General features: G+C 58.7%; 15 protein-coding genes. 3 read left to right on the top strand and 12 right to left on the bottom strand.

Annotated elements, in window-relative coordinates; genetic code table 11:
- Positions 1-2 precede the first annotated feature (2 nt).
- The 4 genes from J4721_RS07175 to J4721_RS07160 all read right to left on the bottom strand — a co-directional run bounded on the left by J4721_RS07175 (position 3) and on the right by J4721_RS07160 (position 4928).
- Positions 3-449: a hypothetical protein gene (locus J4721_RS07175; protein WP_102883656.1), complete on the bottom strand. Its 447-nt coding sequence runs from the start codon at positions 447-449 to the stop codon at positions 3-5.
- Between the two features lie 108 nt (positions 450-557).
- Positions 558-2309 carry an acetolactate synthase 3 large subunit gene (locus J4721_RS07170; protein ID WP_014875023.1) on the bottom strand — a complete coding sequence of 584 codons (1752 nt, stop codon included), beginning with the start codon at positions 2307-2309 and terminating at the stop codon, positions 558-560.
- A gap of 464 nt (positions 2310-2773) precedes the next feature.
- Positions 2774-3418, bottom strand: coding sequence for a response regulator transcription factor (locus tag J4721_RS07165; RefSeq protein WP_014875022.1), 645 nt, complete (start codon positions 3416-3418; stop codon positions 2774-2776).
- 76 nt (positions 3419-3494) lie between these two features.
- The gene (locus J4721_RS07160; RefSeq protein ID WP_014875021.1) at positions 3495-4928 is read right to left on the bottom strand and encodes a cache domain-containing protein; all 1434 of its coding nucleotides are present in this window, start codon (positions 4926-4928) and stop codon (positions 3495-3497) included.
- 251 nt (positions 4929-5179) lie between these two features.
- Here J4721_RS07160 and J4721_RS07155 point away from each other — a divergent pair, with 251 nt between their 5' ends.
- From J4721_RS07155 to J4721_RS07145, 3 genes are all read left to right on the top strand, one after another.
- Entirely contained in the window at positions 5180-6262 is a 1083-nt protein-coding gene (locus J4721_RS07155) for a TRAP transporter substrate-binding protein (protein ID WP_014875020.1), read from the top strand.
- A 181-nt stretch (positions 6263-6443) separates the two neighbouring features.
- The gene (locus tag J4721_RS07150; protein ID WP_014875019.1) at positions 6444-7370 is read left to right on the top strand and encodes a TRAP transporter small permease subunit; all 927 of its coding nucleotides are present in this window, start codon (positions 6444-6446) and stop codon (positions 7368-7370) included.
- Positions 7371-7386: 16 nt separating this feature from the next.
- On the top strand, positions 7387-9744 hold the full coding sequence (locus J4721_RS07145; protein ID WP_102854856.1) for a TRAP transporter large permease subunit: 2358 nt from the start codon (positions 7387-7389) through the stop codon (positions 9742-9744).
- Between the two features lie 149 nt (positions 9745-9893).
- On the opposite strand, the gene J4721_RS07140 is transcribed toward J4721_RS07145, so the two are convergent.
- The 8 genes from J4721_RS07140 to J4721_RS19720 all read right to left on the bottom strand — a co-directional run bounded on the left by J4721_RS07140 (position 9894) and on the right by J4721_RS19720 (position 14723).
- The gene (locus tag J4721_RS07140) at positions 9894-10277 is read right to left on the bottom strand and encodes a VOC family protein (RefSeq protein ID WP_061047839.1); all 384 of its coding nucleotides are present in this window, start codon (positions 10275-10277) and stop codon (positions 9894-9896) included.
- Positions 10278-10281: 4 nt separating this feature from the next.
- Positions 10282-11103: an arginyltransferase gene (locus J4721_RS07135; protein WP_014875016.1), complete on the bottom strand. Its 822-nt coding sequence runs from the start codon at positions 11101-11103 to the stop codon at positions 10282-10284.
- A 215-nt stretch (positions 11104-11318) separates the two neighbouring features.
- Positions 11319-11750 (bottom strand): RDD family protein, encoded by a 432-nt coding sequence (locus J4721_RS07130; RefSeq protein ID WP_102854855.1) that lies wholly within the window; start codon positions 11748-11750, stop codon positions 11319-11321.
- Between the two features lie 124 nt (positions 11751-11874).
- Positions 11875-12345 carry a DUF2852 domain-containing protein gene (locus J4721_RS07125; protein ID WP_102854854.1) on the bottom strand — a complete coding sequence of 157 codons (471 nt, stop codon included), beginning with the start codon at positions 12343-12345 and terminating at the stop codon, positions 11875-11877.
- Between the two features lie 438 nt (positions 12346-12783).
- Entirely contained in the window at positions 12784-13572 is a 789-nt protein-coding gene (locus J4721_RS07120; RefSeq protein WP_247655931.1) for a site-specific DNA-methyltransferase, read from the bottom strand.
- Positions 13484-13687, bottom strand: coding sequence for a hypothetical protein (locus J4721_RS19905; protein WP_371816063.1), 204 nt, complete (start codon positions 13685-13687; stop codon positions 13484-13486). Before J4721_RS19905 ends, J4721_RS07120 begins: the two co-directional genes overlap by 89 nt.
- A 173-nt stretch (positions 13688-13860) precedes the next feature.
- Complete coding sequence (locus J4721_RS07110; RefSeq protein WP_211002398.1) at positions 13861-14232, bottom strand: DUF1353 domain-containing protein; 372 nt, start codon at positions 14230-14232, stop codon at positions 13861-13863.
- On the bottom strand, positions 14229-14723 hold the full coding sequence (locus J4721_RS19720; RefSeq protein WP_247655929.1) for a hypothetical protein: 495 nt from the start codon (positions 14721-14723) through the stop codon (positions 14229-14231). Before J4721_RS19720 ends, J4721_RS07110 begins: the two co-directional genes overlap by 4 nt.
- Positions 14724-14821: the final 98 nt, after the last annotated feature.

The following is a 14821-nucleotide window of genomic DNA, read 5'->3' as shown; positions in this document are numbered from 1 at the left end:
GTCTATCTCCTTTTGTAGAGATATTTTAAATTCTCGTCTCTAGGGGTCATCGCAACCACCTGATCTAAAGACAAAGTACGTTCTTTAGGGAGAGGAACTGGTATGCGCCCTGTTCCTAGGCTGAATGGGTCTCCAGCCACGACTGCTTTGGCGGTATCGGAGACAATAACTTGAAAGTTACATTCCCACTTGCCTCCACGTTGTTTCGTTGTTGGGTTGTATGAGCTTTGTGGGTACATGAAGCAAATCTGCGCTACCTTCTTCGGCTCTTTTTGCACTTTCCAGAGGCCCTGGACCGCTCTTGTGTTGCCGGGATACCAAAGGTAGGCGCGACCATCGGGCGCAAAGTACTCGATCTGGGTGCCATGACTACTGTCATTGAAGAGAACAGTGTTCCCCTTGAATGAATCCCTGATGTCTACGGCGGAATACTTGTCGCTGTTAAACATGTGCACAGTCTCTCTGACACCGTAAGGTTGCGGCGCACATGCCGATAAGGCAGTCAGTGCGACCGCGACCAAAGGTAAGCTGATGAGTGAGTGCTTTCCGGACATTGATCAGACCAGCACCGCGCCGCCGGATTGGATGACGCCTTGGGTTTCGGCTTCGCCCAGCAGCATCTCGTTATGTGCCTTGCCCGAGGGGATCATCGGGAAGCAGTTTTCGTGCTTTTCCACCAGACAGTCAAAGATCACCGGCCCGTCGTAGTCGAGCATTTCCATGATCGCATCGTCCAGATCCTTGGGATCCTTGCAGATGATGCCCTTGGCCCCGAAAGCCTCGGCGAGTTTCACGAAATCGGGCAGCGCTTCTGACCAGGAATGGCTGTAGCGTTCGCCATGCAGCAGTTCCTGCCACTGGCGCACCATGCCGAGGCGTTCATTGTTCAGAATGAACTGTTTCACCGGCAGGCGGTATTGTACGGCAGTGCCCATCTCCTGCATGTTCATCAACCAGGACGCTTCGCCCGCGACGTTGATCACCAGCGCGTCCGGGTGTGCCACCTGCACCCCAATAGAAGCTGGCGTGCCGTAGCCCATAGTGCCAAGACCACCGGAGGTCATCCAACGATTGGGATCTTCAAAGCCGAGGTATTGCGCCGCCCACATCTGGTGCTGGCCCACTTCGGTGGTGATATAGCGATTGCGGTCCTTCGTCAGGGCCTCAAGCCGTTCGAGAGCGTATTGCGGTTTGATGGTGGTTTCAGAGCCGGTGTAGGCGAGGCAGCGGATATCGCGCCACTCAGTGATCTGTTCCTGCCATTTGGCAATGGCGGCGCTGTCCACCTTGCGGCCGCGGCTTTTCCAAACCTTCAGAACATCTTCAAGCACATGGCCGATGTCGCCGACAATCGGGATATCCACGCGGATCACCTTGTTGATCGACGAGGGGTCGATATCAATATGCGCCTTGGTTGAATTCGGGCTGAAGGCATCAAGGCGGCCGGTGATGCGGTCATCAAACCGCGCGCCGATATTGATCATCAGATCGCAATCATGCATCGCCATATTGGCCTCATACAACCCGTGCATGCCCAGCATCCCCAGCCAGTTTTTGCCGGAGGCCGGATAGGCGCCGAGACCCATCAGGGTCGAGGTCACCGGAATGCCCGTCGCTTCGGCGAGTTCGCGCAGCAGCTGGCTGGCGCCGGGGCCGGAGTTGATGACACCGCCGCCGGTGTAGAACACCGGGCGCTTGGCGGTTTCCATCGCAGCGACCAGCTCGGTGATGGCCTCCAGATCGCCCTTTACTGGCGGCTGGTAATGCGACGCGGCGGGTTTGGGACCCTGATAGGTGCCGGTGGCAAACTGCACATCCTTCGGGATGTCGATCAGTACCGGACCGGGGCGGCCGGCAGTGGCCACGTGGAAGGCCTCATGCAGGGTACCTGCCAGCTTCTCGGTGTCCTTCACCAGCCAGTTGTGTTTGGTACAGGGGCGGGTGATGCCCACGGTGTCTGCTTCCTGAAAGGCGTCGGAGCCGATCATGAAGGTCGGCACCTGGCCGGTCAGAACCACCAGCGGAATGGAGTCGAGCAAGGCGTCTGTGAGGCCGGTCACCGCATTGGTGGCACCGGGGCCAGAGGTCACCAGAACAACACCGGGCTTGCCGGTGGAGCGGGCATAGCCCTCGGCGGCGTGCACCGCGCCCTGTTCGTGGCGCACCAGAATGTGCCGGATATCATTCTGCAAAAAGATCTCGTCATAAATCGGCAGAACAGCACCGCCGGGATAGCCAAAGACCGTGTCCACCCCCTGATCCTTCAGGGCCTGAACAACCATTTTTGCGCCGGTCATCTCACGTTTCATCTGCTTTAGCTCCAATTGGCGGCATCGTTCTGTTTCGCATAAAAAAAGCCCCCGATTTCTGGTCGGAGGCGCATGGGTTCGATTATGGTGTACCGTTACCGGCCCATGCGCGTGGTTCCTACGACTACGACTAGGATTTTCATCGTCTTGGCTCCTTTAGCGTTGAAGCGGACCTTAGGACCGGTGGCGGGGGGCGTCAACAGGGAAATGAACCGAAAACACCCCAGTTTGGGACATTTTATTGCGCCAATGTGCGGCGCGGCGACATTATTACGGTTTTGGGCGGTGTGAACCGTGCCATTTCGGTCCTGATTTCCCAATTCGGGGCAGGCCAGCCCCGGTGTTTTGATTGATCTCAGGCGTCTTTCGTCGACGATATGTCCGGCTGTGGACCTAATTTTTCGATATTTCTGCTGCAATGCAGCGTTACGAGGAGCCTTTATGCGACATCACCGGCGGGCGGGTCAGAAACTGTGACCGGTGCCCTGCAGCACACCATGTTCCAGTGCATAGCGTGTCAGCCCTGCGGTGGAAGAGATGCCAAGCTTGCGTTTGATGTTCTTGCGATGGGTCTCCACGGTGCGCACTGAAATATCCAATGCCAAGGCCACATCCTTGTTGGATTTGCCCTGAGCCAGCTCCAGCAGGATGGTCTGCTCGCGCCCTGTGAGCGCCTCACGGTCAGGATCATCTTTGGGCTTCAGCGAGCCTTCGGCACCGGTGCAGAGATAGGTCTCGCCGCGCATCACGGTGTCGATGGCCTGACGGATCTCTTCGGTTGGGACATCTTTCAGCACATAACCCATGGCGCCATGGGCCAGCGCGCTGGAGATATATTCCGGACTGTCGTGCATCGACAGAATAAGGATACGGGTGGCGGGGGATTGTTCCAGGATGATTTCTGTCGCACTCAGCCCGCCCAGTTTCGGCATGTTCAGATCCATCAGGATCACATCCGGTTTCAGCGCGCGGGCCTCGGTCACGGCCTCTTCGCCATTGCTGGGAATGCCCACCACTTCGATGTCGTCATAGCTTTCGAGGATGGACTGAATGCCCTCGGCGACCATTGGGTGATCGTCTACGATCAGAACGCGAATGGTGTTTGGCATGATCGCCCCTCATGTGGCTTGTGCGGTTCCTGTTGCCCTATGCTGCGATGGCAGATCGGGCAGGGCGCGGTTTGGCTCAGGACACCCGTTTGGAGGTCGCGTTGGCCGCGTCTCCGGGCGGCAGAAGATGGCTCAGCGGCAGCAGAACCTCAATCACCGTGCCACTTTGCGTGCCCCGTGATGACAAAATCCTGAGGGTGCCGTCAAGCTGTTCGATCCGTTCCTGCATATTGCGCAGCCCGATACCCGGCCCACCGCGGTCCTGCACTGGTGGGAGGCCGCGGCCATTATCGGTGATCCGCATGGTAGCACCGCGGGCATGGCCACGCAGGTCCATGCTGACCTCGGTGGCCTCGGCGTGGCGTTCGATATTGGTCAGCGCCTCCTGCGCAATCCGGTAGAGCGCGATCTTGGCATCCGCGTCCAGACGGTTGCGGAACACCACGGTGCTGAACCGCGTCTCAATGCCGGTGCGGGTGGCAAAGTCATCGGTCAGCGCCTTCAGCGCCGGTCCCAGACCCAGATCATCCAGCACACCGGGGCGCAGGTCGCGGCTGATGCGGCGGACCTCGGTGATGGCAGTACCCAGATGTGAAATCCCCTTGTTCAACGGGGCATCGACATGGTCGAAGTCGCCGCGTGACAGTCGCCTGCGGGCATTGTCCAGAGCGTAGCGCACCCCGACCAGAAGCTGGCTGATCCCGTCGTGCAGCTCGCGCGCGACGCGGCCGCGTTCCTCTTCCTGGGCGTCAAAGACCCGCTGGGTCAGTTCTTTCAGCTTGGCATCGGCCAATCGGCGTTCGCGAATGTTCAGCACCATGCCGGAGGCAAAGACCAGACCCAGCGCAAAGAGGGTGATGCCGCCGATATAATAGAAGGTGCGGCGAATTCGGGTCTCAACCTCGGCGCGGGAGGCCGCGACAGAGGCCAGCACATCGTCAATAAACACCCCGGTTCCGATCGCCCACCGCCAGTCCTGTAGCCCTAGTACATAGGCCACCATCTGCGCCTCTTCGCCGGTGGAGGGTTTTTCCCACATGAAAGTGTGCCAGCCGGCCCCCTGACGGGCCAGGTGGATGAATTCATCCACCACGGGCGTGCCGCGACTGTCGGTCAGACCGCGCCAATTCTTGTTGATATATTCGGTTTGCCGTGGGCTAACCAGATTGGTGCCGTCGTAATCATAGACAAAGAAGAACCCGTCCCGGTCGTAGATCATCGCGCTGAGGATCTGGGTTACTTTTTCTTTGGCCTCTTCGTCATCGGGCGCGGCCAGCCCGTAGATATGCGAGAACCCGTTGCGGGCCTGGGTCACATAATTGCGCAGTTCGGCCTTCTTGGCCTGCAACAGCTGCTGTTCCAGCGCCTTGATTTCCCGTTCGGCAAGCGCGCGGGACTGTATGGCGACCAGAACCGCAATGGCCGCCCCGGCGACAATCAGCGGCAAGGTGGCCAGCAGAGAGAGTTTCTGGGCGTAGTTCGGTCGCAGGAAATCGGGGATCAGACGCATGGTCGAATCGTTACGCAATCCGATTTGAGAATCAAAGCCCCCATTGGTGCGGTCACCGCACGAAAGTCCGACGCCTCCGCGCCGCAGTCACAGCCTGCCCGGATTTTGGCCAAAAAATTTGGCCAAATTGCGGTTTTCTACGCAGTAGTAGGTATTCACATGACGCAGGGTGCGGCTAGGCTTGCCCCACTCGACAAGACCCGCCTTGGGCGCAGACCCAAGGCAATCCAATTAAATGGGAGGAGAAACCTATGGATCGTCGTTCCTTTTTGAAGACATCCGCGCTGGGGGGCAGCGCCGCTGCAGCAACCACTCTGGCCGCACCAGCCTATGCACAGGGTAAGCGCACCCTGACCATGGTCACCACCTGGGGTCGTGGCCTCGCAGGCGTGCATGACTCGGCGCAGTATGTTGCCGATGCCATCACTGCCATGTCCGGTGGCGACCTGACCGTTGATGTGAAGGCCGCAGGCGAGCTGGTCGGCGCGTTCGAAGTGTTCGACGCCGTGACCGCAGGCCAGGCCGACATGTACCATGGTGCCGACTATTATTTCACCGGCCAGCACCCGGGCTATGCTTATTTCACCGCCGTGCCTTTTGGCATGACTCCGCAGGAACTGACCAACTGGTACTACCATGGCGACGGCCATGCGCTGCATGACGAACTGGGCCAGATTTTCGGCCTCAAGTCCTTCATCGGCGGCAACACCGGCCCGCAGGCCGGCGGCTGGTACAACAAGGAAATCAAGGGCCCCGAAGATTTCAACGGCCTGAAATTCCGGATGCCAGGTCTGGGCGGCAAGGCTCTGGGTAAACTGGGCGCCTCCGTGCAGAACATCCCTGGTTCTGAAGTGTATCAGGCGCTGTCCTCCGGCGCGATTGACGGCACCGAGTGGATTGGCCCCTGGGCGGACGAGAAAGCCGGTTTCCAGGAAATCACCAAGACCTACTACACCGCTGGCTTCCACGAGCCGGGCGCGGCGCTGTCGGTTGCCACCAACCGTGACGTCTTTGAAGGCCTGTCGCCCGCGCACCAGAAGGTCATTGAAATGGCGTCCGCCGCTGGCCACCAGTGGAGCCTGGCGCAGTTCATGAACAACAACGGTGCAGCGCTGCAGCGCCTGCAGTCCGGCGGCGTGAAGACCCTGGAATTCCCTGACAGCGTCTGGGATGCCTTCGGTTCCGCGACCAAGGAAACCCTGGACGAGTTCATGGGCGATGAGCTGTTCGCGAAAATCCGCGGCAGCGTCGAAGAGTCCATGAAGGCCTCCTCCGGCTGGATTACCAAATCCGAAGGTGCCTATCGCGTTCAGCGCGACCGCGTTCTGGGCTAACCCTCTTCGAGTGGTTTCAATCGGATCCTCCGCAGCGGCGGGGGATCCTTTCGCAATTGCAGCCGGCAGGGATGGTCGTGACCATCTATGCCCATCGGGTCCAATGATCCGTGCGCGCCTGATTTTATCCCAAAGATGACAATCAAAAGGCCTGCGCTGCACGCATTTATTCGAGGGAAAAATGCAGGACGAAAGTGGCGTTTCCTTTTTTGGAGCCTTACTGGGCGGCCTGATCTGGCTGGTCCAGAACATCGCGGGCGCCTTTTATAATTTCGGCTATGCCGTCGCCAACCCGCAGCTCTGGCTCGATTGGTCGGACAAGGCCTCCGTCATGCGGTTTGTCTACTATGGCGGGTCGGTTGAGTTCTTCTTTGTGGTGTTTACCGCGTTTCTGGTGCTGACGGCTGTCGGCATCTATCGCCATTCCATCATGTGGGGTGTCGTGCGCGGGCTGGAGGGCTTTGCCAACACGCTGGGTCGACTGTTTGCCTGGGCGGGCCTGCTGATGGTACTGCAGCAGATTGTGATCGTGTTCATGCAGCGGGTGTTTGCGCGCCCGGATATGAGCTTTGGTCTGGGCATCGCGCTGGAAAAAGACATCAGCTGGTTTGCGGAAGAACTGAAGCTTTACAATGCTTTGGTGGTCTGTCTTTGCGTGACGTACACGTTCGTACAGGGCGGTCATGTGCGGGTGGATCTGATCTATTCCGGTATCAGCTTCCGCGCCAAACGCGTTGTGGACATGCTGGGATCGCTGATCTTCATGATGCCTGCCGCGGTGCTGACGTGGATGTATGGCTGGTTCTTCCTGTGGCGCCATCTGATCGTGCCAAAACCCTCCGCCTCTGACACTCTGGACCGGCTGGTGATGAAGTCACGGGCCCTGCGCTGGAATGTGGAAACCATCGGTTTCAGCCCCAACGGGTTCAACGGGTATTTCCTGTTCAAGATCCTGCTGGTGATCTTCGCCGGTATCGTCTTCCTGCATGCCATCGCGTTTTTCTACCGCTCGTTCCTTGAGTTCGTGGAAGGCCCCGGCAGTGAGAATAAACACCTCGACAAGGACAGCCTTGGTGAAGGTGAAGAAGCCTATGAAGGCGCGCATTAAATAAGGGACAGCCCCCATGCTATTCGGACTTGATGGCGTTGAAATCGGCCTGATCATTGTCTTCTTCTGCCTTTTTGGCGGTATTCTTTCCGGCTTTCCGGTGGCCTTTGCCATCGGGGGAGCCGGGGTCATCTCCTTCGGGATCATTGCGGCGCTAGACAGCGCCGGGATCCTTGTTCACCAGGCCATCGACACCTCGTCGCAGGTCTATCGGGATCTGGTGAATTCCGGCGTGAAGCCGGATTCTGTTTCGGTCTTCCGATACCCCGACCTGCCACGCGTCGCCGAGGCCGTCTTCCCACAAGGCTGGGAAGTTGCGATGGACCGCAACATCTCCTTCATTGTGAACCGGATGAACGAACGTGTTCTGGCGGGGGCGTCGATTGAGACCCTGCTGGCCGTGCTGATGTTTGTTCTGATGGGGATCACGCTGGAACGCTCCAAGATCGCCAATGATCTTCTGACCACCATGGCGCGCGTCTTTGGCCCGCTGCCCGGCGGTCTGGCGGTATCGATTGTGGTTGTGGGCGCGTTTTTGGCAGCCTCAACTGGGATCGTGGGCGCAACCGTTGTGACCATGGGCCTGCTGGCGCTGCCAACCATGTTGCGCAACAACTATTCGCCAGAGCTGGCGACAGGGGTGATTGCGGCCTCCGGGACACTCGGCCAGATTATTCCGCCGTCGATCGTGATCGTTCTGCTGGGCACCCTGGCGGGGGATCTCTACTCCACCGCGCAGGAAGCCCGCGCGCAGGAGTTCGGTTGTTCTGACGCGCTGACCTATCTGGGGGAGCCTGCGGTTGTGTCGGTCGGCACCCTGTTTCAGGCGGCACTGTTGCCGGGCATCATGCTAGCATTGCTCTATGCCCTGTATGCCTTTGGCTATGCATTGCTGAATCCGGAAAAAGCCCCTGCGGTGGTTCTGGAAGGCGGCACCGGCGAGCCGATCACCCGTGGGGAAGGCCTGACCTGGTTCCTTGGTGTACCGGTCGCGCTGATTGCAGGTGCTATGTTGCTTGGCCAGGTGAACCTGATCGGCAGCCAGAACGTCAATGTTTCGGCCTTCTCCGATGCAGGTCAGACCGCAGCGCTGCGTACCAACGTTGGTGATCAGTGCAAGGCGGCGATGATTGACCTGCATGGTCAGGAGGCCTGGGACGCGGCGGTTACCGAACAGGACGCGATTGATGCGGCTGGCGGCGTGACCCAAGCAACCAAGCTGACAGAGGAAGAGCTGGAAGCTGCCAAGATCGCCAAGATTGACGCCGCAGCGCCAATCGGCACCGGTCTGACCGTGCTGATGGTTCTGATGGGGCTGGTTCTGGCTGTGGGGCGTGGCGTCTCGCCTTCGTCTGATCCCAAGCCGCTGATCCTTGGTGCGATTGGTGTTCTGCTGATCGCGTTGGTAGATGTTGTGGCAATTGCTCCGACCACCAGCCCGGGTATCACCGTTCTGCTGATCGCGCTGCCGACGCTTCTGGCCCTTTACGGGTGCAGGGTCGCTGCGGGGCGCAGTGCCAGAAACGATCTGATCCGTGTCGTATTCCCGCCGCTGATTCTGATCGTTGCGGTGCTGGGGTCCATTCTGGGCGGTATTACCAACCCGACGCCGGCTGCGGCGCTGGGGGCAGGTGGCGCCATTATGCTGGCGGCCTACCGCAAGCTTCAGGATCAGGGCAAATCCGGCAAGATCATCATCTGGGCAACCTTTGCGGTGGCAATCTGTATTCTGGTGGGCGTGAACTTTGACCTGCGCATCAACGGTCGTAGCGGCGTGTCAGCCGAAACGGTCATCGCCTTTGGCGTGGCCTACGGGGCCTATCTGTTCGCGCTGTTTGGTCTGCTGTATGGCTGCTGGGTGCTGTTCAAGGGCGGGGTTCTGACCCCGGTCGTGCGCGAGACGGCCAAGGTCACATCGATGGTGTTCACCATCCTGATCGGCTCGCAGCTGTTGAACCTTGTGGTGATCTCCTTTGGAGGGGAGCATTATATCCAGCAGTTCCTGAAGAGCTTTGACAGCGAGTTGAAGGTCTTTTTGATCGTGATGGTGGTGCTGTTCATTCTTGGGTTCGTGTTGGACTTCCTTGAGATCATCTACATCGTGATCCCCATTGTGGGGCCGGTGATCTATGGCGGGTCTTTCGATCCGAAGTGGGTGACCATCATGGTGGCAGTGAACCTGCAGACGTCGTTCCTGACGCCTCCCTTTGGCTTTGCGCTGTTCTATCTGCGTGGGGTGGCCCCAAAAGAGGTGACAACGGCGCATATCTACCGTGGGGTCCTGCCGTTTGTGCTGATCCAGGTGGTTGGTCTGGGAATCCTTTGGATGTTCCCGTCGATCGTGACCATCGTGCCGGCGCTGATGCCAAACTGATCTCGTCTCAATCGTCAGATCAAAGGGCCCTCCACGCGGAGGGCCCTTTCTTATGCCTGCAGGATGTTGTGGAGGGGCGCTGTCTCTCTGCGCCCTGGGGGCAATCACCATGGCATATTTCAGACCAGAAGACGGGTGCGCGCGCCTGCTCAGGTAAGCTGAAGTAGATCCCAGCGATTGCCGAATGGGTCGCGCCAAACAGCGACGCAGCCATAGGGTTCGTGGCGCGGCGCCTCCTCGAACCTGACACCTGCGGCCAGCATCGCGGCGTGATCGCGGGTGAAATCGTCGGTGCACAGGAACAATCCGACGCGCCCACCAAATTGATTGCCAATAATTGCCTGCTGCGCAGCGCTGTCTGCGCGTGCCAGAATGAGGCTGCCTTGGCTGGCGCCGGGCGGCAGGATCCGCACCCAACGTTTGCGCCCCTGGTCAATGTCCTCGGCCAGTTGCCAGCCAAGCGTCCCGCAATAGAACGCAATCGCCTCGTCGTAGTCGGGGATCACAAGGGTGACGGCGTGGAGGGTCTGCACCGTGTTACCTGCTGTGGTTGCGCGAATCCGGCAGGTGGATATTGGCGACCTGTTCTGCGATCGGATCGGTCGACAGGGGATGCGCCGTGTCGTCGAAGGCGTCGGGGTCAGTCATCGGCTGCCAGGCACCGCGGTGATAGACCTCAAGTCCGGTGAACTTCGCCTTGTAGCCCATCTTGGCGCTGCCCGGGACCCAATAGCCGAGGTAAACATAAGGCAACCCGGCCTCACGCGCGATTTCGATATGATCTAGGATCATGAACGTGCCAAGCGAGTTCTGTGGCAGATCGGGCTGGTAGAAGGAATAGACCATGCTCAGCCCATCCTCGAGCACATCGGTGAGCGATACGGCGGTCAGCGCATTGGTCTCGCGATGATTGTATTCCACCACCCGACTGCGGATCGGCGTTTCTTCGATCATGGCAGCGTATTCAAAGACATCCATATCGGCCATCCCGCCATCGGCATGGCGGCTGTCCAGATAGGTGCGGAACAGCGCGTATTGATCTTCCGTCGCCCAGGGAGAGGTGGCGCGCCGCTCCAGTTCGGAATTGCGTCGCAGAGTTCGTTTCTGACCACGGCTCGCTTTGAAGTCGGCAACATTGATCCGGGCCGACAGGCAGGCGGAGCAGTCCGAGCAGGACGGCCGATAGAGGACATTCTGGGAACGGCGAAAGCCCTGTTGTGATAGGCTGTTGTTAAGCTGCTCAACCCCGTCGCCCTGAAGTGCGGTGAACAGCTTACGCTCCATCCGATCTGCCAGATAGGGGCAGGGCTGCGGCGCAGTCACGTAGAACTGTGGGGCAATCGGCAGAGTATGGCGCATCAGGCGGGTGGGTGTCCGTTTGGTCTTGGCGCAAAAAGCCCCGTTGTCGCGCTGGTGCGCTGACAGAGCGGGGCACTCTGGCCACTAGGTTGGCTTCGATGATAGCAACGCCGCCGCCATGCGCCAAGAGGCCAGTTTCGATTAAGGTTTACAGATTTTGATTGTCTGTTTGGGTCCGCGTTTTTGGGCCAATGTCCTGTAGCTCAGCTTGCCGGTTATCTGCGCCGGTTCAGCATCACCGTGCCAAGCACCGCATCCGTCAGCCCCTGACCGCGCGCAGACATCAGCATCATCAGGATGGAGATAACCTGCAGCACCGGAAAGGCCATTGAGATCGAATATCCGGCGGTATGCAGCAACGCACCCTGGCCATCAAGCTTGCGCCCCGATAGGTCCCGCAACTCAATCCCTGCGATGAGCATCCCCCAGGTGGCGGAGCCTGCTGCGATGGTGACTGCGCGGTAGATGAAGCCGATGACCAGATAGAGTAACGGCCAGATGAACAGCCCGGTGAAGGCGGTGAAAACCACCGCGACACTGGCCAGAAGCGTGATCAATACGCTGTCCATCAGCCAGGCGAACAGGCGTTTTGAGGCAACAAACTGGTAAAAATCGGCCTGATAGTCCGGGTCGGGCAGGGCGGTCATCAAAGCCTCCTTCTGGCTTTATCTCGGGATATTTTTTGGGGGCTGTAGCCTGCGAGAGGCGGCGGCGGTTTGGGTGCGCATTTGCCCCGCCCCTGACGGGGCGAGGCGGGGGGCGGGGCGGAGGTCAGTGACGCTTGCTTCGACGGGAGCCGCTGTCGTCGTCATTCTCGTCGTCGAGTTCGATAGCCTCATCGTCGTTCTGCAGCGCGCGCTCATGCATGAACTCATCGAATTCGGATTTGTCCTTCGCGGCGCGCAGGCGCTGCAGGAAGGCTTCGAAATCATGCTGCTCCTGTTCCAGGCGCTGCAATGTGTCCGCTTTGTAGGCGTCAAAGGCGCTATTGCCGGACGGGGTCATCGCCGACATGCCATGGCGGGCCCAGGATTTACGGCGCGTGCTGCAGGATTTTGAGAACATACGTTTGCTCCAGATCATGTAAAACAAGAGGGCCAGGCCAACCGGCCAGAAAAACACGAAGCCAAGGACCATCGCTGCGATCCAGGCGCCTTTGCCCTTGCTGTCCAGCCAGGATTCGCTGCGGGAAAACCAGCCCTGTTCGGACGGCTGCGGGGCGGTTGAGGTATAACTCGTCATCGGGGTCTCCAGGTTAACGTTGCAAGGTGCGGCGTCTATGTAAATGCGCTTCACATTATGGAATATCGGAGTCCCCGGGCTTGGTTTCAAGGCTTAATGTAAATCTTTTTCACATAAGGGGGTTTGCTTAGGTTTAAGTGTTTGATTGTAGCGGGACACTTCTGTAGCGGGTGTAGCGGGACACTTCCGTTTGCAAACTCGGACACTTCCCGTTGCAGCAAACCGTTCTTCAAATATTGCCCGTCTTTAGCGCAACATCCTGGCTCTGCATAGTATTTTAGGGGCCTGCTGTTTGCGGGGGCGGTGTGCTGCCCCGCCGGATGAGCGGGACAGCTTCGGACAGCTCAATTTGCAAAACTGCAAGGCAGAGACCGCCAACCGTTTAAAACCGTCGAAACCACTGCCCGTTTAAACGGTCTTTAATACGGTGTTGAACGTTTAGGCTGCGATAGCTGACACATGATCAGTGAGCCGATTTTCAGCGATACGATAGATCTCTGGGACCAACTCGCAGCCGAGAAACGGTCGGCCCGTGTTCATCGCGGCGATCCCTGTTGTGCCGCTTCCCATGAACGGATCAAGGATCACAGCGTCATCATCAGTAATAGCCAAGAGCCACTCCATGACTTCGACCGGCTTTTGGGTCTGGTGCAGCTTGTCCCGACTGATATTCGATTTCCTGAAGCAACCGGGCAAGATCTTCCTGGCATCCTTCCTCTTTGGCCCGTTGGTGCCCCAAACGATGTATTCGCATTGCGCCCGGTAGGCGCCCTTATTGGGTCGGGTGCCTTCGGTCTTGTCCCATACGCTTATTCCTTTCCAATGCAGACCAGCAATTTGAGCGGCATCGGTAAAAAGGGGAAGCTGCCGCCAGTCGCAGAAGATCCCAAAGTACCCGCCAGGCTGAATAACCCGGCGGGCCAAGCTGAGCCAGGTAATCGTGAACCTGAGATTTGAGCGTTGATCCATGGTTTCTCCTGCGAAGTCGGCAAGATCTCGGCTGCTGCTACCGGTTCCGCAGTATTTTCGACCAGAGGCGGTGGTTACCATTCTTTGACTACCACCTGACGAATAGGGTGGATCTGCAAAGACCCCCCCTACACTGGCGGTGGCGAGGCCATCCATGAATGAAAGGGCATCACCCTGATGAATGTTGAAGCCCGGTCGGGCTGTCGTGGTTTTGAAAGTGGCGCTGTGCATTCTCTTTGCTATTCCCATTGCGCTCATCTGTTCGGCGCTCTGGTAAAGGGCTCGCGGGCCTCAAGGTATTGTGTGCCTTACATCTGGGGCACTTGATGGCGAGCGTGCCGCTAAGGGCGCCAGGCTCGATTTTGAATAACAATCTGCGGCATTCACCGCAGCGTAGGTCTTGCAGCTCCAAGTGGAATCACTCCAAAGAGGCCGTGTCCTCGCGAGGGCAGGGGGCGGCCATAAGTGTGAGCTGGTCGGCGGGGGCAAGTGTGAGAGCGTGACCCCGTGCAAAAGGATGCGTCAGCGCCCTTTTGCCTCCCGGTTTCATGCGGGAATTCGTAGTGCCCATTTCCAGAACCGGCGGGCGCGCATGGCGCCATAGGCGGCCCAGGTGCGCAGGGCGGGGGCGTGTTCGCTTAGTGCTGCCTCAAACCACTGGCTGTCGGCAAAGGCCACGCGATAACCCTCTTCCAGCAGGGTGTCGTGGATGACGGCGGATTTCAGGAAATAGGGATCGTCAGGGGAAAACAGCCAATGCAGCCAGCCGGGAACCGAGCTTTCAAACTCGCGGCCTGCCGGGATGGTCAAGAGCCAGCCGCTGTCTTTCTTGCCAATGCTCCAGGTCAGATCGCGCGTGGTGACATAGCTGCGCGTGCCGCCCCGGCGATACCATTCAGTGTCCAGATTTACGTTCATGTCTTGGCCTTCTCGTTGTCGCGTTCTGCTTTGAAACTGGTTGTGAGTGTGGTGCCGAGGCGGTGGGTGACGCTGGTGATCAACCATTCGCCTTCTAGTTCGGGCCTGATGCCGGTCAGGTTGACCTTGGCCTCGGCCATCAGATCTCCCCCAAAAGCCGCCGAGCTGAACAGTGACTGACCCGCTGGCGCGGGCGGCGCGGGGTACCAGAACCGAGCTGAAACAGCGGTCGATGCGGGCACCGCGATCCATTGTCGAGGCGAGATCATATACCGCCTCTCGCCTTTCTGAAAATGGGACTGCGGGGTTCCGAGAATACCTCGATTGCCTCGAAGAAGTTTGTGCATTTGTACCGCCCCAAGAGCTGGCGAATTCTGGAAGCTGACATTCTGATTTGTTACTTTCGGCTGCTTCTTTTGCGTATGCTCTTCTTTGATACGCTGGTCATGTGGCCATCGCTCCGAAGTCGATCCTCTTTTCCAAATCGACATCGAACCGGCCATACCGGTTAGTGTGGGAATACGCCGCTGACCTGCACAAGTTTACTGATGCGACACGCCATATCAATGGATGCAGGTCGTAGCGCAGG

The organism is Phaeobacter sp. HS011 (assembly GCF_018101215.1).
Classification (GTDB): Bacteria; Pseudomonadota; Alphaproteobacteria; order Rhodobacterales; family Rhodobacteraceae; genus Phaeobacter; species Phaeobacter inhibens.
This window is presented reverse-complemented; position numbering and strand designations above follow the sequence as displayed.

Excerpts from the sequence above, each read along its gene's own strand:
- J4721_RS07145 (WP_102854856.1), top strand. The coding sequence starts at position 7,387 with ATGCTATTCGGACTTGATGGCGTTGAAATCGGCCTGATCATTGTCTTC.
- J4721_RS07170 (WP_014875023.1), bottom strand. The coding sequence starts at position 2,309 with ATGAAACGTGAGATGACCGGCGCAAAAATGGTTGTTCAGGCCCTGAAG.
- J4721_RS07165 (WP_014875022.1), bottom strand. The coding sequence starts at position 3,418 with ATGCCAAACACCATTCGCGTTCTGATCGTAGACGATCACCCAATGGTC.
- J4721_RS07110 (WP_211002398.1), bottom strand. The coding sequence starts at position 14,232 with ATGAACGTAAATCTGGACACTGAATGGTATCGCCGGGGCGGCACGCGC.
- J4721_RS07175 (WP_102883656.1), bottom strand. The coding sequence starts at position 449 with ATGTTTAACAGCGACAAGTATTCCGCCGTAGACATCAGGGATTCATTC.
- J4721_RS07155 (WP_014875020.1), top strand. The coding sequence starts at position 5,180 with ATGGATCGTCGTTCCTTTTTGAAGACATCCGCGCTGGGGGGCAGCGCC.
- J4721_RS07125 (WP_102854854.1), bottom strand. The coding sequence starts at position 12,345 with ATGACGAGTTATACCTCAACCGCCCCGCAGCCGTCCGAACAGGGCTGG.
- J4721_RS07160 (WP_014875021.1), bottom strand. The coding sequence starts at position 4,928 with ATGCGTCTGATCCCCGATTTCCTGCGACCGAACTACGCCCAGAAACTC.
- J4721_RS07135 (WP_014875016.1), bottom strand. The coding sequence starts at position 11,103 with ATGCGCCATACTCTGCCGATTGCCCCACAGTTCTACGTGACTGCGCCG.
- J4721_RS07150 (WP_014875019.1), top strand. The coding sequence starts at position 6,444 with ATGCAGGACGAAAGTGGCGTTTCCTTTTTTGGAGCCTTACTGGGCGGC.
- J4721_RS07120 (WP_247655931.1), bottom strand. The coding sequence starts at position 13,572 with ATGAGCGCAATGGGAATAGCAAAGAGAATGCACAGCGCCACTTTCAAA.
- J4721_RS07130 (WP_102854855.1), bottom strand. The coding sequence starts at position 11,750 with ATGACCGCCCTGCCCGACCCGGACTATCAGGCCGATTTTTACCAGTTT.
- J4721_RS19720 (WP_247655929.1), bottom strand. The coding sequence starts at position 14,723 with ATGTCGATTTGGAAAAGAGGATCGACTTCGGAGCGATGGCCACATGAC.